The organism is Marinobacter sp. SS5-14b, assembly GCF_030541005.1.
Taxonomy (GTDB): domain Bacteria; phylum Pseudomonadota; class Gammaproteobacteria; order Pseudomonadales; family Oleiphilaceae; genus Marinobacter.
This window is the reverse complement of the sequence record NZ_JASSVM010000007.1, coordinates 48,928-68,552: the sequence shown is the minus strand read 5'-3', so window position 1 is coordinate 68,552 and position 19,625 is coordinate 48,928. Positions and strand designations below refer to the sequence as shown.

The 19,625-nt window shown below is 56.8% G+C and carries 14 protein-coding genes; 12 read left to right on the top strand and 2 right to left on the bottom strand.

Features of this window, described 5'->3' with window-relative positions:
- The first annotated feature begins 16 nt into the window (after positions 1-16).
- The 12 genes from QPL95_RS14850 (at position 17) to QPL95_RS14795 (ending at position 16,230) form a co-directional block, all read left to right on the top strand.
- Positions 17-1,081: a pilus assembly protein PilM gene (locus tag QPL95_RS14850; RefSeq protein ID WP_303291777.1), complete on the top strand. Its 1,065-nt coding sequence runs from the start codon at positions 17-19 to the stop codon at positions 1,079-1,081.
- Complete coding sequence (locus QPL95_RS14845; RefSeq protein WP_303291776.1) at positions 1,081-1,644, top strand: PilN domain-containing protein; 564 nt, start codon at positions 1,081-1,083, stop codon at positions 1,642-1,644. Before QPL95_RS14850 ends, QPL95_RS14845 begins: the two co-directional genes overlap by 1 nt.
- A complete protein-coding gene (locus tag QPL95_RS14840; protein WP_303291775.1) occupies positions 1,644-2,255 on the top strand; it encodes a type 4a pilus biogenesis protein PilO in 612 nt (203 codons plus the stop codon). The genes QPL95_RS14845 and QPL95_RS14840 overlap by 1 nt, the downstream gene beginning before the upstream one ends.
- A 2-nt stretch (positions 2,256-2,257) precedes the next feature.
- On the top strand, positions 2,258-2,800 hold the full coding sequence (locus QPL95_RS14835) for a pilus assembly protein PilP (RefSeq protein ID WP_303291774.1): 543 nt from the start codon (positions 2,258-2,260) through the stop codon (positions 2,798-2,800).
- A gap of 20 nt (positions 2,801-2,820) precedes the next feature.
- Positions 2,821-4,932 (top strand): type IV pilus secretin PilQ family protein, encoded by a 2,112-nt coding sequence (pilQ, locus tag QPL95_RS14830; protein WP_303291773.1) that lies wholly within the window; start codon positions 2,821-2,823, stop codon positions 4,930-4,932.
- A 125-nt stretch (positions 4,933-5,057) separates the two neighbouring features.
- Positions 5,058-5,648, top strand: a complete 591-nt coding sequence (aroK, locus tag QPL95_RS14825; RefSeq protein ID WP_303291772.1) for a shikimate kinase AroK — start codon at positions 5,058-5,060, stop codon at positions 5,646-5,648.
- Positions 5,617-6,705, top strand: coding sequence for a 3-dehydroquinate synthase (gene aroB / locus QPL95_RS14820; RefSeq protein ID WP_303291771.1), 1,089 nt, complete (start codon positions 5,617-5,619; stop codon positions 6,703-6,705). The genes aroK and aroB overlap by 32 nt, the downstream gene beginning before the upstream one ends.
- Before the next feature lie 40 nt (positions 6,706-6,745).
- Complete coding sequence (locus QPL95_RS14815) at positions 6,746-8,251, top strand: AAA family ATPase (protein WP_303291770.1); 1,506 nt, start codon at positions 6,746-6,748, stop codon at positions 8,249-8,251.
- Between the two features lie 186 nt (positions 8,252-8,437).
- Positions 8,438-12,886 (top strand): glutamate synthase large subunit, encoded by a 4,449-nt coding sequence (gltB, locus tag QPL95_RS14810; RefSeq protein WP_303291769.1) that lies wholly within the window; start codon positions 8,438-8,440, stop codon positions 12,884-12,886.
- A 76-nt stretch (positions 12,887-12,962) separates the two neighbouring features.
- Complete coding sequence (locus QPL95_RS14805) at positions 12,963-14,381, top strand: FAD-dependent oxidoreductase (RefSeq protein WP_303291768.1); 1,419 nt, start codon at positions 12,963-12,965, stop codon at positions 14,379-14,381.
- A 125-nt stretch (positions 14,382-14,506) separates the two neighbouring features.
- Positions 14,507-15,571 (top strand): uroporphyrinogen decarboxylase, encoded by a 1,065-nt coding sequence (hemE, locus tag QPL95_RS14800; protein WP_303291767.1) that lies wholly within the window; start codon positions 14,507-14,509, stop codon positions 15,569-15,571.
- Positions 15,572-15,861: 290 nt separating this feature from the next.
- Positions 15,862-16,230: a PilZ domain-containing protein gene (locus tag QPL95_RS14795; RefSeq protein ID WP_303291766.1), complete on the top strand. Its 369-nt coding sequence runs from the start codon at positions 15,862-15,864 to the stop codon at positions 16,228-16,230.
- Positions 16,231-16,404: 174 nt separating this feature from the next.
- On the opposite strand, the gene radA is transcribed toward QPL95_RS14795, so the two are convergent.
- Together radA and ettA are read right to left on the bottom strand one after the other, a co-directional pair.
- Positions 16,405-17,787: a DNA repair protein RadA gene (radA, locus tag QPL95_RS14790; protein WP_303291765.1), complete on the bottom strand. Its 1,383-nt coding sequence runs from the start codon at positions 17,785-17,787 to the stop codon at positions 16,405-16,407.
- Positions 17,787-19,448, bottom strand: a complete 1,662-nt coding sequence (gene ettA / locus QPL95_RS14785; protein ID WP_303291764.1) for an energy-dependent translational throttle protein EttA — start codon at positions 19,446-19,448, stop codon at positions 17,787-17,789. The genes radA and ettA overlap by 1 nt, the downstream gene beginning before the upstream one ends.
- Between the last annotated feature and the right edge of the window lie 177 nt (positions 19,449-19,625).

The following is a 19,625-nucleotide window of genomic DNA, read 5'->3' as shown; positions in this document are numbered from 1 at the left end:
GGTACAGGGTGAGCGCGTGTTCGGATTGCCAGGAAAAAAATCCAGTTCCGTACTGGGAGTTGATGTTAGCTCCAGTTCGGTAAAACTACTCGAGCTGTCGAAGCATGGTGACCGCTACAAGGTCGAAAGCTATGCTGTTGAGCCTCTTCCGGCCAACGCAGTTGTCGAGAAAAACATCACAGACGTAGAGGCGGTGGGCGAAGTGCTCAAGCGCGTCGCGTCAAAATCCCGCACCGGGGTCAAGCAAGTTGCTGTTGCGGTATCCGGTTCCGCGGTTATCACGAAAGTGATTCAGATGGATTCCGGTCTCAACGAGTTTGAGATGGAAGATCAGATCGCGCTGGAAGCGGACCAGTACATTCCTTATCCCCTTGATGAAGTGGCTATCGATTTCGAAGTGCAGGGGCCGTCCGAGAGTAACCCGGATCAGGTCGATGTGCTGTTGGCTGCGTGTCGAAAGGAAAATGTTGACGTTCGGGAAGACGCTCTGGAAATCGCGGGGCTGACGACCAAGATCGTCGACGTTGAAGCGTATGCGCTCGAGCGGGCATACAAGCTGATCGAACCTCAGCTTGACTCTCAGGGTGAGGAGCTTGTGGTTGCCATCGTTGATATTGGTGCAACTATGACGACGCTTAGCGTCCTGGCCGAAGGAAAAACGGTTTACACCCGCGAACAGATTTTTGGTGGCCGACAGCTCACTGAGGAAATTCAGCGGCGTTACGGCCTCTCACTCGAAGAAGCGGGTCTTGCCAAGAAACAAGGCGGGTTGCCGGACGACTACGATGCCGAGGTGCTGACACCGTTCCGTGAGGCGGTGGTTCAGCAGGTTGCCCGCGCACTTCAGTTCTTCTTCGGTGCCAGCCAATATAACGCGGTGGATTACGTGGTTCTGGCCGGTGGTACCGCCTCCATTCAAGGCCTGACTGAAATGGTGGAAGAGAAGACTGGCACGCCAACCCTGGTGGCCAATCCTTTCGCGAACATGGCCGTTGGTTCCCGGGTGAATGCATCCTCGCTGAGCAATGATGCCCCGTCGTTGATGATTGCCTGTGGTCTGGCAATGAGGAGTTTCGACTGATGGCAAAAATTAACCTCAGGCCCTGGCGTGAAGAACTTCGGGCGGAGAAGCAGAAACAGTTTGTGGTCATGATCCTGGGCGCAGTTATCGTTGCTGGTGGTCTGGTGTTCTTGTGGAAATCAGATACCGACAGCCGAATTGCGTATCAGCAGTCCCGTAACGCCTACATTGAGACGGCGACCAAACAGCTCGATAAGCAGATCACCGAGATTGAAAGCCTCAAGCGCCAGCGTGACGAACTGCTGGCGCGCATGCAGGTTATTCAGGACCTTCAGGGCAAACGCCCGGTGATTGTGCGGGTGTTTGATGAGTTGGTTCGGACACTGCCAGATGGCTTGTTCTATTCGGATCTCAAGAAGACCGGCGAACGGATCGATATTGTGGGTATGGCGGAATCCAACAGCCGTATTTCCAATTTGATGCGTCAGTTTGAAGAGTCGGAATGGTTCACCAGCCCCAATCTCACCAATGTGGCGGCCGCAGACAATCGTCGTGCCGGGTACAGTCAGTTCAATCTCTCTGTACAGCAGAAAACGCCAGAGCCCGAAGGGGAGGATAAATAATGAGCCTCGCGGACTCACTCAAAAGCCTTAATGAATTCGATATCAATGATCTTGATATCAATAACGCAGGCATCTGGCCGACACCGATAAAAGCCATCGTGGCTCTGATCGTATTTGGCCTGATTCTTGGTGGCGGCTACTGGTTCTTCATCAAGGATCAGTACACCCAGCTTGACCGGGTGGCCCAGCAGGAGCAGGAGCTCAAGCAGAAATACGAGCAGAAAGCCTATCAAGTCGCCAATCTTGATGTTTTCAAGGCTCAGATGATCGAAATGGAAGAAACCTTCGGGGCTCTGGTACGTCAGTTGCCAAGTGAAACCGAAGTGCCTGGTTTGCTGGAAGACATCACCAACACGGCGCTGGGTAACGGTCTTAGTCTGCAGGAAGTGGCGCTTCAGCCCGAGCAGCGCCGGGATTTCTACTCCGAGCTGCCGATCAATATCCGGGTTTCCGGTTCCTACCACGAGTTGGCGTCTTTTGTGAGCAGTGTGGCGAGTCTTCCACGAATCGTTACGCTGCATGATTTAACTATTAAACCAATCGGCGGGGATGGGGATCAGCTTGATATGCAAGTTGTTGCCCGCACCTACCGCTACCGGGCTGGAGAGTGAGCATGGCAGGAAAGCATGCAGGAAGAGCCTGGCTGGGTGTGTGTCTGGCGTCTTTGTTGACGGCTTGTTCCCAGGGAGACGGTTTTGCAGACCTGGACAAGTTTATGGCGGATACACGGGCAAAGCCCCGTGGGCACGTTGAACCCTTGCCGGAATTCAAGGCATACGAGGCATTCAGTTATTCAGCGGCTGATCGCAGAGCGCCGTTCGAACCGCCCATTGATGTCCAGCTTACGATGGTAGATGAAGAGCCAGTAACGGATGTTGAGCCTGACCTGGACCGACCGAGAGAAGTGCTTGAGAACTTTGATCTGAAGTCTCTGGCCATGGTAGGCACGCTGGAGGGCGTTGGCGGAAATCTTTTCGCCCTGGTGCGGGATGATGCCGGTGGTATTCACAGAGTGCGTACCGGGAATTATATGGGTCAGAACTACGGCCGTATTGTGGGTGTCAGCGAAACCCGCATCGAGCTGATCGAAATCGTTCCGAATGGCCGGGGTGGATGGGTTGAACGCCCGCGTTCCCTGTCTTTGGATGAAGGCTAAGGCTGGGGAGCGGCAGAAGGATGAAGACTAGAAACATGCACGAACAAACAGTTTTAGGGTCGAGGCTAGCGATGTTCAAAAAACTCAATGTCTGCGTAGGCGTGATTGCCATAGGGTTATGGAGCAGCCTGGCCAGCGCGGTCACGCTGCAAGACGTATCGTTTTCGTCGCTACCAGGTGAGCGCCTGGAAGTCACCATGAAATTCGATGGTACCCCGCCAGAACCAACGGGCTACACCATCGAGCGACCGGCCAGGATTACCGTCGATCTGAAAGGCGCGACCAGTGCGATTAACCAGCGGAGCATTCCGCTGGGCACCGGCAACGCCCAGAGCGTGACTGTGGTTGAGACGAAAGACCGCACGCGCCTGATCTTCAATCTGGTGGAGTTGGTGCCCCATGAAACGGTACGCAATAACAACTCTCTGGTTATGACAATCGGTGGCAATGCAGCGGCTTCGGCAGTGGGTACAACCAATGCGCCGCAAACTGCAGCCTCAACGTCTGCGGCAGCAAATGCGCTGGCGGGTGTTGATTTCCGCAGAGGGAAAGCCGGGGAAGGTCGCGTTATTGTTGATCTGGGTAGCAGCTCGTCAGCGGTTAACCTGACTGAGCTTGGTGGGCGTATTCGCCTGACCATGCCGGATCTGGATGTCCCGGCGGACCTTCGTCGTCGCTTGGATGTAACGGACTTTGCTACACCGGTTACCCGCATCGATACCTTCGTTGAAGATGGTAATGCCGTGGTGGAAATTCGCCCCCAGGGTGAATATGACTACATCGCTTACCAGTCTGGCCGGGAGTTCACGGTCAGCGTTGAAGAGCTTTCCCAGGAAGAGGCTGAAACGCGCCGTGAAGAGAAGTTCCCGTACACGGGTGAAAAGCTGTCTCTCAACTTCCAGGACATTGAAGTGCGCTCTGTGCTTCAGCTGATTGCAGATTTCACCGGCCTTAATCTGGTGGCCAGTGATACCGTCGGCGGCAGCATCACCTTGCGCCTGCAGAATGTGCCCTGGGATCAGGCCCTGGACCTGATCCTGAAAACCAAGGGTTTGGACAAGCGTCAGATCGGTAACGTTTTGCTGGTAGCGCCCGCTGAAGAAATAGCAGCCCGCGAGAAGCTGGAGCTTGAAACCAACAAGCAGATCGCCGAACTGGCACCGGTGCGCCTGGACATCATTCAGGTGAACTATGCCAAAGCGGATGAGATCGTCAGTCTGATTCAGGCGGATGCCGAGCTGATTTCTTCGCGGGGCTTTGTCTCTTCGGACAAGCGCACGAATACGATTACCGTTCGCGAAAGTGCCGACAAGCTCGAAGAGATTCGTCGGCTGGTTAGCACCTGGGACGTTCCTGTGCGTCAGGTTTCTATTGAAGCACGCATTGTTCGTGCTCAGACCAACGTCGCTGAGAACCTGGGTGTTCGTTGGGGTGGCGCAGCCTACGATGTAAATGGTAACGACGTCGTCACCATTGGTGGGTCCCTGGGCACGCTGGGCGAGGCCAGAGAGGCAGCCAGCGGCGGCAGTAACACCATTTCATTCCCGGGTGCACTGGGTGTGGATCTTGGTGTCTCCGGTGAAGGCGCGTCTTCGTTCGCGATTGGTTGGGGCAGTGATGACTTCCTGGTTGATCTGGAGCTTTCCGCTCTCGAAAGTGACGGTCGTGCTGAGGTAGTTTCACAGCCGCGTGTCGTCACAGCGGACCGCCAGAGTGCATCCATCAAATCGGGTGAAGAAATTCCTTACCAGGAAGCCTCCTCAAGCGGTGCAACCTCCGTGTCTTTCAAAGAAGCTGTACTTTCTCTGGAAGTAACACCGCAGATTACCCCTGACGACAAGATCATCATGGATCTCGTTGTGAATCAGGACTCCCGTGGCGAAGTGACAGCGGGTATCCCTTCAATCAACACCAACCAGGTTACAACTCAGGTGTTGGTCGCGAACGGTGAAACCGTTGTTCTGGGCGGTATCTTCCAGTCAGAAGTGGCTACTCAAACAACCAAAACACCCTTCCTTGGTGATATTCCTTACCTTGGCCGGCTGTTCAAGCGCACCGAGAAGATCGATGAGCGCAGCGAGTTGTTGATCTTCATTACCCCGAAGATCATCAAGAACGATCTTATTCAGTAACGGGTTCTGATCAAAAAAGCCGCCGCTGACTCCGGCGGCTTTTTTGTGTCCGGGGCATGGCAAGCTTATGGATTGGTTCGCCCTGTGCTATTCTCACCCGCCTGAAAATTTGTTGAGCGGAAATTATGTCTTTGCCCAAACGTGTTGTTCTGGTTGGGCCCATGGGGGCCGGAAAAAGCACTATCGGCCGGCTGCTTGCCAGAGAACTCGGTTATCGTTTTCTTGATTCTGACCGGGTGATCGAGGAGCGTTGCGGGGCAAACATTCCGTGGATTTTTGATGTGGAAGGTGAGGACGGCTTCCGGCAGCGGGAAACGGCAATTCTTGACGAAATGACGGTTGAGGCCGACCTGGTGCTGGCAACCGGCGGCGGTGCCGTGATGCGCCCGGAAAATCATCCATTACTGCGTAAGAATGCGGTGGTTGTTTATCTGAAAACATCCATAGAACAGCAGGTTGAACGTACTCGAAAAGATCGCAACCGGCCTTTGCTGCAGAACGATGATCCGGAAGGGGTGCTTCGAAGGTTGTTTGCGATAAGAGATCCGCTGTATACCAGGCTGGCCGATATCGTGATGTTTACCGATCGAAAGAGCCCCAGGCTGGTTGTGCGTCAGCTGGTAAACAGAATAACTCCCAAAACCCCGAGACACAGAAGGCAAAGGCGGAAGGAAGGTCGTCAGCATGTACAAGGTACTCAAAGAGCTCAAAGTTGACCTGGGTGAGCGTAGCTACCCCATCATTATCGGCCAGGGGTTGCTGGGTTCTTTCGATCTGACCCCGTGGGTGAGTGGCAGTCAGGTGATGATTGTGACCAACGAGACGGTCGCACCAATCTACCTGGAAAAGGCCAGGGCATGCTTTCCGGGTAAAGTTGTTGATGTCGTTACCTTACCGGACGGTGAGCAGTACAAAAACTGGCAGACACTGAACCTCATATTTGATGGTCTATTGGAAAATCGCCACACCCGCCAAACGACAATTGCAGCGTTGGGAGGCGGTGTAGTCGGTGATATGGCTGGTTTTGCGGCTGCCTGTTATCAGCGTGGCGTACCGTTTATCCAGTTGCCCACGACACTGCTTTCCCAGGTAGATTCTTCTGTTGGTGGTAAAACGGGCATTAATCACCCGCTGGGCAAGAATATGGTTGGGGCCTTCCATCAGCCCCAGGCCGTTCTTATTGATACCGACACCCTGTCAACGCTTCCCGCTCGCGAAGTGTCTGCCGGGCTTGCCGAGGTCATCAAATACGGGCTGATCCGCGATGAGTCGTTTTTGGATTGGTTGGAGCAGCACATCGATGCCCTGCGGGATCTGGATGCCGCGGCGCTGGGTGAGGCAATTTACCGTTCCTGCCTGTGCAAGGCCGAGGTGGTTTCCCTGGATGAAAAGGAAGGCGGCTTGCGAGCCATCCTTAACCTCGGCCATACCTTCGGACATGCCATCGAGACCTATGCGGGCTACGGCAACTGGTTACACGGTGAGGCGGTCGGCACCGGAATGATGATGGCGGCAGATCTGTCGTTTCGTGAGGGTGCAATTAGCCAGGCAGACAAAGATCGGGCAGACCGTCTTATCCAACGTGGTGGATTGCCTGAGCGGGCGCCGGAAGGGATGACAGAAGCCGACTTCATGAACTTGATGGCTGTTGATAAAAAGAACGTGGATGGCAGGCTTCGACTGGTGCTGTTGCGGGCCTTGGGGGATGCCTGGGTGACCGCAGGCGCGCGCCCGGACAATCTCCGGGCGACATTAACGGCGTTTATCCGCTGATGTATTGGGTTTGTTGAAACATTAGATACAGGGACGATGTGTGGCTGAGGACACTTTAAACAGTCTCGAGGGCGGTGGGCTGTTCCCCAGGCTGCAGCAGCGCTACGGTTTGCGGGAAAATCCGTTAGAGATGGATGCGCCGTTCTTTCCGGATGCAATGCGCCAGCACGTCCTGGAATCTTTGCGCCATCTTTGTGGCTTTGGCGATATGGCCTTGCTTGTAACTGGCGCACCGGGTTCTGGAAAAACCAGGTTGCTGGCGGAGCTGGTTCGCAGTGAGTCGGCGAGGCTGGAATTTCACAGGATTCCAACGTCAGCTCTGACCAGCTCAGCCGCGCTCGCTCGTGACCTGAGGCGATTCTCTCGTTCGGGCACACCCGAAGGGCTTGAGCCGCGTGAAGCGGTGTATCGGTATTTCAAGTGGTCAGAATCCCGTGCTCAGCGTGGCCAGCGGCAAGTTCTGCTGATTGACGATGCTGAGCGTGTTGCGCCTGACGTGCTGAACCTGTTGCTGTCGGCGTTTGTTTCGGCCAACCGGGCGGTTGCTGCCGTGCCCGTGTTTGCAGGCTCGGATACAGTGAATCAGGCGTTTTCCCGGGATGCGGATTCCGGGTACCTTCATCATTTTTTGCTTCCTCCTCTGACCCGCAATGACATTGCCGCCTATCTTGAGCCTCGCGTGCACCGGGCTGGTGGCTCAAAGGATGAGCTCTTGTCGACTTTTCGTCTGAAACAGATTCATGTGCTGAGCCAGGGCAGTTTTGGTCGGCTCAAGCGAGTCACACCGGGAATTTGGCTCGACATGGTAGCTCCGCCTCGCTCGGCTGCCCGGATTAGCATGCCATCACTGGAGAGTATGCGCTGGCCCGCACTTGCGGTTGTGCTGTTGGGCGCGTCCTGGTGGTTGGTGTCCAGTCAGTATGATGCGGCAGTGCAGAATCAGCCGGGCTCTGCTCAGGCGCCTGAACCCGTTCGAAAAAGCATCACTATTGGCCCGGACTTGGAGCCTGGCGCGGTCGCGGGAGCTGACGCCAATGCTTCGCCGGTTGAGCTGGAGCCTGAGCCGCTGAAAGAGTTGGAACCGTTGCCGGAACCCGGTCCAATTGCTGAAGAGCCAGAGCCAGAGCCAGAGCCAGAGCCAGAGCCAGAGCCAGAGCCAGAGCCAGAGCCAGAGCCAGAGCCAGAGCCAGAGCCAGAGCCAGAGCCAGAGCCAGAGCCAGAGCCAGAGCCAGAGCCGGATCCAGAACCCGCGTTTAAGCCGGTGCGGCCAGAGCGCTTTGTTGCGATTGAGCGGCTGCGACAGAGAACGGGCTGGACGCTGCAGCTGGTCGCAGGTAATCAGGAGCAGACAGTGCTTAACGTGCTTGATCGGTTGCCGGGCAATGAAAACCTGAGCTACAGCCTTGGAGAGCGTAAAGGTGAGCCCTGGTTCATGCTTGTCTTCGGAACTTATGCAACTCGGGAGGCTGCGGAGTCCGCCGCCTTGACCCTTCCGGGTGCGCTGAGGATCGACCAGCCCTGGATCAGGGCATACGACAGCTTTTGAGCGGGCATGCGCACCGAATTGGTGCGCCGAATTGGATAAATACCTGCGAATTTCAAAAAGATCTTGCATAGGTATTTATACGTCCGTAGAATCCCTTCCCCCTTTTTTTCGGTGTTAGCACGTTTTGTGCACTATCTTGGTGCGGAATGCGCTAGCAGGAAAGCATTTCTACGTGAGAGAACGCTTATGACTACAGGCTTGTATCATCCCGATGAATTCAGGGACAACTGCGGTTTTGGCCTGATTGCCCATATGAAGGGCGAGGCCAGCCATAAGCTGTTGAAAACGGCCATTGAATCACTTACCTGCATGACTCACCGGGGCGGCATTGCGGCTGACGGAAAGACAGGTGATGGTTGTGGTCTGCTGCTGCAGAGCCCAAAGGCCTTTCTGGTCAAAGCTGCTGAAGCAGCGTTTGGAAAAAAACCTGGCGACTTATTTGCAGTTGGCCAGGTTTTTTTAGCTCCGGACGAAGCCCGGGCGGCGACAGGCCGGGCTGCGATAGAGCAAAGATTGGTCGAGCAGGGGCTGGAAGTCATGGGCTGGCGTGAAGTGCCCGTCGACGACAGCTGTCTTGGGCCCATGGCCAAGGACTGTATGCCGCGTATTGAACAGGTGTTTGTTGAGCCTGCCGGGAAGAGCGAAAGAGAGTTCGCAATCGGTCTTTTCCTGGGGCGGCGTTATGCCGAGCGGGACATGGCGGACGATTCAGAATTCTATATCTGCAGCTTGTCTCACCGCACTCTGGCTTATAAAGGCCTTATGATGCCGGCGGACCTGGCCAATTTTTACAAGGATCTCGGTGACCCTGATCTGCAAACGGCCATTTGTGTTTTCCACCAGCGCTTCTCAACCAACACCATGCCCAAGTGGCCGCTGGCTCAGCCGTTTCGCTTTATGGCGCACAACGGTGAAATCAACACCGTTGATGGCAACCGGAACTGGGCAATCGCCCGTGCAGCAAAGTTCAGCTCCCCGGACCTGCCAGATCTGCAAACTCTTCAACCGCTGGTAAACCTGACCGGTTCCGACTCTTCCAGTATGGATAACATGCTGGAAATACTGCTGGCCGGTGGCGTTGATCTTTTCCGGGCGGTCAGAATGATGGTTCCGCCAGCGTGGCAAAACGTCGACACCATGGATTCGGAACTCCGTGCTTTCTACGAGTTCAACTCCATGCACATGGAGCCCTGGGATGGGCCGGCAGGCCTGGTCATGTCGGATGGTCGTTATGCCCTTTGTATGCTCGACAGAAACGGCTTGCGGCCAGCGCGGTGGGTGATCACCAAGGATGACTTCATCACCCTGGCATCTGAGGTGGGTACCTACAGCTATACCCCGGATGACGTGGTGGCGAAGGGTCGGGTAGGGCCCGGCCAGATGCTGGCGATCGATACGGAAACGGCAGAGGTTTTGCACACTCAGGATATCGACAAGCGCCTGAAAACCGCTCAGCCCTATAAGCGCTGGTTGAGAGAGAACGCGCTGCGGGTGGAAACCACGCTGAACCAGGAGACCCCTGAGTTCAAGCTGATGGATGCCGACGAGCTGTTGGTGCACCAGAAAATGTTCAACGTTTCGTTCGAGGAGCGTGATCAGGTCCTGCGGCCGCTGGCCGAAGGTGCTCAGGAAGCGGTTGGCTCAATGGGTGATGACACGCCCATGGCGGTGCTTTCCAGCAAGGTGCGCCACGTAGCTGACTACTTCCGTCAGAAGTTCGCGCAGGTGACCAACCCGCCGATTGATCCGCTGCGCGAGACTATCGTGATGTCTCTCGAAACCTGCCTGGGCGCCGAGAAGAACGTTTTCGAGGAAACGCCAGAGCACGCTGACCGGATTATTCTGACGACCCCGGTTCTGTCACCTGCCAAATATTTGAAACTGGCGAACAACACGCGCCCCGGATTTGAGGTTGCCCGAATTGCCCTGAGTTATCGTCCTGAAGAAGGGCTGGAGCAGGCGGTGCGCCGGGTTTGTGACGAGGCGGCCAATGCTGTGCGTGCCGGCAAGGTACTGCTGATTCTCAGCGATAAAGACCTGACCGAAGGTGATCTTCCGGTAAATGCGGTCATGGCGACAGCGGCTGTGCATCACCATCTGGTTGCTAATGGCTTGCGCTGCGATTCCAACATCATTGTTGAAAGTGGCTGGGTTCGTGATCCACACCAGTTTGCGGTGCTGTTCGGGTTTGGCGCTACGGCTGTGTATCCGTACCTGGCATACCAGGTGCTCAACGATCTGATCCGCACCGGTGAGCTGTTGATGGATCCGATCGAAGCCAAAAACAACTACCGTAAGGGCATCAACAAAGGGTTGTTAAAAATCCTGTCCAAGATGGGCATTTCAACCATCACCTCTTACCGCGGTGCTCAGCTTTTCGAGGCCATAGGCTTGGCGGATAACGTGGTGGATCTGTGTTTCAAAGGCGTGCCCAGCCGAATTCAGGGGGCTGATTTCTACGATTTCCAGCAGGACCAGGAACTGCTTGCAGCCCTGGCCTGGAAGCCCCGTAAGCCGCTGTCCCCTGGTGGTCTGCTGAAATACATGCACGGCCAGGAATACCACGCTTTCAATCCGGATGTGGTCGGTAAGCTTCAGGAGGCGGTAACCAGCGGTGACTATGGTCACTACAAGGAATACGCCGGCCTGGTCAACGAGCGTCCGGTGGCCACTCTGCGGGATTTGTTGGTGTTCAAAAAGGACATCAAACCTGTCGATATCGCGGATGTAGAGCCGGTGGAGAACATCTTCACCCGCTTCGACTCGGCCGCTATGTCACTTGGGGCTCTGTCCCCCGAGGCCCACGAAGCGCTGGCTGTGGCGATGAACACGCTGGGTGGCCGCTCTAACTCCGGTGAGGGTGGTGAAGATCCTGCCCGTTACGGCACCAATAAGCGTTCGAAAATCAAACAAGTGGCTTCCGGGCGTTTCGGCGTTACCGCCGAGTACCTGCGCAGTGCCGACGTTATGCAAATCAAGGTCGCCCAGGGCGCCAAGCCCGGAGAGGGTGGCCAGTTGCCCGGGGGTAAGGTCAACGACCTGATCGCACGGCTGCGCTATTCCGTGCCCGGCGTCACCCTGATTTCGCCGCCGCCACACCATGACATCTATTCGATCGAAGATCTTGCTCAGCTGATTTTCGATCTGAAGCAGGTGAACCCGGAGGCACTGGTATCGGTGAAGCTGGTCTCCGAGCCCGGTGTCGGTACTATCGCAGCGGGTGTGGCCAAGGCCTACGCAGACCTGATTACCGTATCTGGTTACGACGGCGGTACCGCGGCCAGCCCGCTGACCTCGATCCGTTACGCCGGCTCCCCTTGGGAACTTGGTTTGACTGAAACTCAGCAAGCCCTGCGTGCCAATGATCTGCGTGGCAAGATTCGCCTGCAGACCGACGGCGGCATCAAAACCGGTCTGGATGTCGTTAAGGCGGCCATCCTGGGCGCAGAGAGCTTTGGTTTCGGCACCACGCCCATGGTTGCTCTGGGCTGTAAGTACCTGCGAATCTGTCACCTGAACAACTGTGCAACCGGTGTGGCGACCCAGAATGATTATCTGAGGGAAGAACACTTTAAGGGCACGGTCGAGATGGCCATGAACTTCTTCCGCTTTGTGGCAGAGGAAACCCGGGAGTGGATGGCCAAGCTGGGTGTGCGCACCCTTGAAGAGCTGGTGGGCCGTGTTGACCTGCTGGAGCGCCTGCCGGGTGACACCGAGCGTCAGAAGAAGCTCGACCTTACACGTCTGTTGCAGAATGACCACATTCCGGCAGACAAGCCGCAGACCTGTCAGGTAGAGCGTAATCAGCCCTTTGATGAGGGTAAGCTCGCTGAGCGGATGGTGAAAGACACCGCCAGTGCAATCGCCGAGAAATCCGGTGGTGCCTGGAATTACAAGGTCACCAACTGCGACCGTTCGATTGGCGCTCGGCTGTCGGGTGAAATTGCAGCGCGTTATGGCAACCAGGGCATGGCCGATGCGTCGATCACGCTGGATTTGACCGGTACGGCGGGTCAGAGCTTTGGTGTGTGGAACGTCGGTGGCCTGAACATGATCCTGGAAGGCGATGCCAACGATTACGTGGGCAAAGGTATGACCGGCGGCAAGCTGGTGGTCAAGCCACCCCGTGGCAGCAAGTTCAAGACCCAGGAAACGTCGATCATCGGTAATACCTGTCTGTACGGTGCTACCGGCGGCAAACTGTTTGCGGCTGGCACTGCGGGCGAGCGGTTCGCCGTTCGTAACTCCGGTGCTCATGCGGTTGTTGAAGGTGCCGGCGATCACTGCTGTGAATATATGACCGGCGGCCTGGTGACGGTTCTCGGTGCTACCGGCTATAACTTTGGCGCCGGTATGACCGGCGGTTTCGCTTATGTGCTCGATCTGGACAACACGTTTGTGGACAAGTACAACCACGAACTGGTTGAGATCCAGCGTATTTCACGGGAAGACATGGAAGCCTACCGGAACCACCTGCGCGGTGTGATCCGGGAACATATTTCAGAAACAGGAAGCGCTTGGGCTGAGCACCTTCTGGAGGATTTCGACGATTACATTGGCCGGTTCTGGCTGGTTAAACCGAAGGCTGCAAACCTGCGCAGCCTGTTGGCCAGCACCCGTGCCCGCCCGGAATAGTCACTTCGGGATAACAGGTTGATGGGTTGCGCCCGGCGCGCAGCCCCGTCGAAATCGAGCTGATGAGAGCAACACTATGAAAGAACGTCTCCACAATGACTTTCAGTTTGTCGAAGTAGGGCGGGTTGATCCAAAAAAGGTGCCTGCCAAGAAGCGGAAGAAAGAGTTCGGGGAAATTTATCACCCGTTCACGGAAACCCATGCAGCCTCTCAGGCACACCGGTGTCTGGAGTGCGGCAACCCATACTGCGAATGGAAGTGCCCGGTACACAACTACATTCCGAACTGGCTGAAGCTGGTGTCGGAGGGCAATATCATGAAAGCGGTGGAATTGTGCCACCAGACCAACTCCTTGCCAGAGGTCTGCGGTCGTGTGTGCCCTCAGGACCGCTTGTGTGAAGGCGCCTGTACTCTGAACGACGGATTTGGCGCGGTCACGATCGGCTCTGTTGAAAAGTACATCACCGACACCGCCTTTGCATTGGGCTGGAAGCCCGATATGTCCAACGTGAAGTGGACGGACAAAAAAGTGGCCGTCATCGGTGCCGGCCCTGCAGGCCTCGGCTGCGCTGACGTTCTGGTGCGCAACGGCGTCAAGCCCGTGGTTTTCGATATCTACCCGGAAATCGGCGGTCTGCTGACCTTTGGTATCCCCGAGTTCAAGCTGGAAAAATCCGTGATGGCTCGCCGCCGCAAGGTGTTCGAGGAAATGGGTGTTGAGTTCCGCCTGAACACCGAGGTGGGCAAAGATGTGCAGCTCAAAAACATCCTTGAAGAGTTCGATGCGGTGTTTATGGGTATGGGAACCTACACCTACATGAAAGGTGGCTTTCCCGGTGAGGACCTGCCCGGTGTTTACGATGCCTTGCCGTTCCTCGTGTCCAATGTGAATCGCCGCCTCGGCTTTGAGAAAAAGCCAGCCGACTTCATCGATCTGAAGGGCAAGCGTGTGGTGGTTCTGGGCGGCGGAGATACCGCCATGGACTGTAACCGGACCTCCATTCGGCAGCAGGCGGAAAGCGTGGTGTGCGCCTACCGCCGGGACGAGGCAAACATGCCCGGCTCCCGCCGTGAGGTGTCCAACGCCAAAGAGGAAGGGGTCAAGTTCCTGTTCAATCGCCAGCCGATAGAGATCGTCGGTAACGGCAAGGTAGAAGGCGTAAAAGTGGTCACGACTGAGCTGGGTGCCCCGGACGAAAACGGTCGTCGTCGCCCGGAAGTTGTGCCCGGTAGTGAAGAAGTGATTCCGGCCGACGCGGTGCTGGTGGCGTTCGGTTTCCGCCCAAGCCCGGCGCCCTGGTTTGAAGAACTTGGGGTGAACACCGATGATTCCGGCCGGGTAACGGCTCCGGAGCAGGCGGAGCTACCGTTCCAGACCAGCAACCCGAAGATCTTTGCCGGTGGCGATATGGTTCGCGGTTCCGACCTGGTGGTCACTGCCATTTGGGAGGGGCGTCAGGCTGCTGAGGGCATCCTGGATTACCTGGATGTCTGATTGAACGCTTGACCGGTGTCAGAAGGGCGGCTTTCTAGTGGAAAGCCGCCCTTTTTTATTGGCGCAAACGGGGTATCATTGCTCCCCATTGTCTCTGACCATTTACCGACGAGAAGACTGGAACTATGACTGAGCTGAAGAATGACCGCTTTCTGCGCGCCCTGATGCGCCAGCCCGTGGACCGCACCCCGGTGTGGATGATGCGCCAGGCCGGCCGTTACCTGCCTGAGTACCGTGCCACCCGGGCGAAAGCGGGCGACTTCCTCAGCCTTTGCAAGAATACTCCGCTGGCCTGCGAAGTCACTTTGCAGCCTCTGGAGCGTTACCCGCTGGATGCCGCGATTCTGTTTTCAGACATCCTCACCATTCCGGACGCTCTGGGTCTGGGCCTGTATTTTGAAACCGGCGAAGGCCCGAAATTCCGCAAGGTGATTCGCTCTGAAGCCGATGTTGACGCGCTACCAAAAATGAACGCCGAGTCGGACCTGGACTACGTAATGAACGCGGTTTCTACGATTCGCCGCGAGCTGAATGGCCGTGTTCCGCTGATCGGTTTCTCCGGGAGCCCGTGGACTCTGGCCACCTATATGATTGAGGGTGGTTCTTCGAAGACGTTCTCGGAAGCCAAGAAGTTGATGTACGGTCAGCCGGAGGTGATGCACCGTTTGCTGGATCATCTGGCAGACTCAGTGATCGACTACCTGAACGGCCAGATCAAGGCCGGCGCCCAGGCGGTGCAGATTTTTGATACCTGGGGCGGCGTGCTCAGCAGCTGGGCCTACGACGAGTTCTCGCTGCGTTATATGAAGAAGATTGTGGATGGTCTGATTCGTGAAAACGAAGGCCGTCGGGTGCCGGTCATCGTATTCACCAAGAACGGTGGCCAGTGGCTTGAGTCCATCGCAGACTGTGGCGCCGATGCGGTGGGTCTGGACTGGACCACGGATATCGGTAATGCCCGTGCTCGTGTAGGCGATAAGGTAGCACTGCAGGGCAATATGGACCCGGCAATGCTGTATGCGCCGAAGGCGCGGATTCGCCAGGAAGTGGCGGACATCCTCAAGCGCTATGGCTCCGGTTCCGGGCATATTTTCAATCTTGGACATGGGATTACACCGGATGTGGATCCGGAGCATGCCGGGGCGTTCATAGAGGCGGTTGTTGAGCTTAGCGGGCAGTATCACCAATAAGTTCGAGCCTGTGCTCTGTTTACTCCCAGCCTGAGGGTTGTGGAGTGGGCAGGGTGGCGGTAGGGCCTCCAAAAAAACGCTACGAGCACATCCATGTGCGCTTCGCTCCGGCCATCCATGGCCTCCGAGATTTTTTGGAGGCCCTACCGCCACCCCGCTTTTGATCTCTGGAAATATTCTCCCGACCCCTTGGCTTGCCTGTTCAGGTTGCCTTTATCATAAGATTGGCTTCGCGTTTGTGTCCGGTCTATAGTCATGGAAAGCAACACTCATGACTCGGAGCCTCTGTCTTGTCCACGAAAACACCGGAAAACCGTCGTTTCCATCGCATCAACTTTGATGCCCCGTGCGAGCTGCACTATCAGGATCACGTGTGGACGACGGAGGTGCTGGATATATCACTCAAGGGTGTTCTGGTTCAGCGGCCCGAGGGTTGGAATGTACCGTTGAGTAAGCCCTGTGAGTTGGTGGTTCATCTGAACGAGCACGAAGCTGCGATTGTGATGGCGGTGGAGTTAAAGCACGTTGAGGATCACCGGCTTGGGTTCCGGTGTCAGTACATTGACTTGGATAGTGCAACGCATCTGAAGCGGTTGGTGGAACTGAATTTAGGTGATCAAGCTCTTCTGGAGCGGGAGTTTGCGCATCTGATCGATTGAGTTTGTGGCGGATAACACCAAGGCTCGGCTGGCTATTGCTGGGACTTCCTTCCAAAAATCTCGGAGGCCATGGATGGCCGGAGCGAAGCGCACAGGGATGTGCTCGTAGCGTTTTTTGGAAGGAAGTCCCAGCAATAGCCATACGCACCTCAATAAGCAGGCTTGGGTGAGTGCCTAAAACTCCTCCAAAGCCGAAAGCGCATCCGAAAGCTTGGTCACTGGAATAACTTTCATACCCTCCACAGGCTTGCGTGGCGCGTTGGCTTTGGGCACCAGGGCGCGGGTGAAGCCGTGCTTCGAGGCTTCGTAAATGCGCTCCTGTCCGCTGGGAACCGGGCGGATTTCGCCGGATAAGCCGACTTCTCCGAAAATCACCAGATCCTGTGGCAAGGCCCGGTTGCGGAAGGACGATACCACAGCAGCAAGCAGGGCCAGGTCGGCGCTGGTTTCGTTGACTTTGACGCCACCCACCACGTTTACGAACACATCCTGATCGGCTACGTGCATGCCCCCGTGGCGGTGCAGCACCGCCAAAAGCATGGCCAGGCGGTTCTGGTCCAGGCCCACCGCCACCCGCCTCGGATAGCTGCCCTGAGCCATATCCACCAACGCCTGGATCTCCACCAGCATTGGCCTTGTGCCTTCCCATACCACCATCACCACACTGCCGGGCGCCGCTTCTTCTCCCCGGTTCAGGAAGATGGCACTGGGGTTTTTCACTTCCTTCAGGCCCTGTTCCAGCATCGCGAACACACCCAGCTCATTGACCGCACCAAAGCGGTTCTTGATGCCCCGCAGGGTGCGGTAACGGCTGTCACTGGAGCCTTCGAGCAGAATCGAACAGTCAATCATGTGCTCCAGCACCTTCGGGCCCGCCAGGCTGCCGTCTTTGGTGACGTGGCCAACCAGGAAAAGGATGGTACCGGTCTGCTTGGCGAAGCGGGTCAGGTAGGCAGCGCTCTCGCGCACTTGCGAGACCGAGCCCGGTGCAGATTCGATCTCGGCGACGTGCATCACCTGAATACTGTCTACCACCAGAATGCGGGGCTTCTCTGCCTCAGCCACCTGCATGACACGTTCCACGCTGGTTTCCGATAGCATTTTCAGGTCTTTGGTGGGCAAGCCCAGGCGCTTGGCGCGCATGGCCACTTGTTGCAGCGACTCCTCACCGGTCACGTACAGGGCAGGGTGTTGAGCGGCCAGTTGGCACACGGCCTGGAGCAGCAGTGTGCTCTTGCCGGCACCGGGGTGACCGCCCATCAACACCGCTGAGCCCTCAATCAGGCCGCCACCCAGCACCCGGTCAAACTCCTGCATACCGGTGCTGATGCGGGACTGCTCAGCCAGGCTGACTTCGTCCAGGCTTTTAACTTCCGACAGGCTGCCGGCATAACCCTCAAAGCGGATGCCGCGCACGCCTTTGGTGCTGTTGCCCCCGGAGACACCGCGCACTTCGCTGACGGTGTTCCAGGCCTGGCAGGCCGTACACTGGCCCTGCCATTTGGAGTAGTCAGCGCCGCACTCGGTGCAGACAAACGCGGTTTTCGGTTTTGCCATTACGCCAGCTTCTTGTATTTCATGCGCTTGGGCTGCATCGCTGATTCCCCTTTGCGCTTCTTGAAGTCGGCGTCGTAGTCGGTGAAGTTGCCTTCAAAATACACCACCTCGCCGTCATCCTCGAACGCCAGGATGTGGCTGGCGACGCGGTCCAGGAACCAGCGGTCGTGCGAGATCACCAGCGCAGATCCCGGGAAGTTCAAGATGGCTTCCTCCAGTGCGCGCAGGGTTTCCACATCCAGGTCGTTGGTCGGTTCGTCCAGCAGCAACACGTTGCCGCCCTGCTTCAGCAGCTTGGCCAGATGCAGGCGGTTACGCTCACCACCGGAAAGATCACCGACCCGCTTTTGCTGATCGGTGCCCTTGAAGTTGAAACGGCCGACGTAGGCGCGGGAGGGGGTTTCGTAGTTGCCCACCTTGATGATGTCGTTGCCGTCGGACAGCTCCTCCCACACGGTTTTGCTGCCGTCAAGGTCGCGCATCTGGTCTACGTAGGCCAGCTCCAAGGTTTCGCCCACGGTGATGGTGCCGGAATTCGGCTTGTCCATGCCCGCAATCATCTTGAACAGCGTGGATTTACCAGCACCGTTACCGCCGATGATGCCGACAATGGCACCGGGGGGTACGCTGAAGGACACGTTTTCGTAGAGCAGACGGTCACCGAAGGCCTTGCTGATGCCTTCCACTTCGATCACCTTGCCGCCCAGGCGTGGTCCGGGTGGAATATAGAGTTCGTTGGTTTCATTCCGCTTCTGGAATTCCTGAGAGCTCATCTCCTCAAAGCGGGCCAGGCGGGCCTTGCTCTTGGACTGGCGTCCCTTGGCGTTGGAACGCACCCACTCAAGCTCCTGCTTGATGGCTTTCTGGTGCGAAGCTTCCTGCTTGGACTCCATCTCCAGACGCTTCTCTTTGTTTTCCAGCCACTGGCTGTAGTTGCCTTCGAACGGGATGCCGTGGCCACGGTCCAGTTCGAGAATCCAGCCGGCGACGTTGTCCAGGAAGTAACGGTCGTGGGTAATGGCGACCACTGTGCCATCGTAATCGTGCAGGAAGCGCTCCAGCCAGGCCACGGATTCTGCATCCAGGTGGTTAGTGGGCTCGTCCAGCAGCAGCATGTCCGGGCCGGACAGCAACAGGCGGCACAGGGCCACACGGCGGCGCTCACCGCCGGACAGCACTTTGACTTTTTGATCCCAGGCCGGCAAGCGAAGGGCATCGGCAGCCACTTCCATCTTGCGTTCGATGTCGTGCCCGTCGGTGGCCTGAATGATGGCCTCCAGTTCGCCCTGTTTTTTGGCCAGGGCGTCGAAATCGGCATCTGGCTCGGCGTAGGCGGCGTAGACCTGGTCCAGCTCAGCCAGGGCGTTGTGTACGTGGGCCACGGACTCGTCGACGATTTCCTTGACGGTCTTCTCTTCGTCCAGCTCCGGCTCCTGGGGCAGGTAGCCCACATTAATGCCGGGCTGTGGCCGGGCTTCGCCGATGTAATCCTGGTCAACGCCCGCCATAATACGAAGCAGGGTGGACTTACCGGAGCCGTTCAAGCCTAGGACGCCGATTTTGGCGCCGGGGAAGAAGCTCAGAGAAATGTCTTTCAGGATCTCCCGCTTGGGTGGTACTACCTTGCCCACGCGGTTCATGGTGTAGACGTATTGAGCCATGTTGTCGGAATCCTTTTTCAGAAATGTGCGTAACAGGACGAAAACACTGCAGGTGTCCGGCTGAGGCCTTCGGGGTGGGCACTGCCAAATCCAGCACCTTGGAACGTTAACCGGCTAAGGTATCTAAACCGATCAGGGATAGCAATTGAGTGAAATTTCGCACTGCCCGTGTGCCGG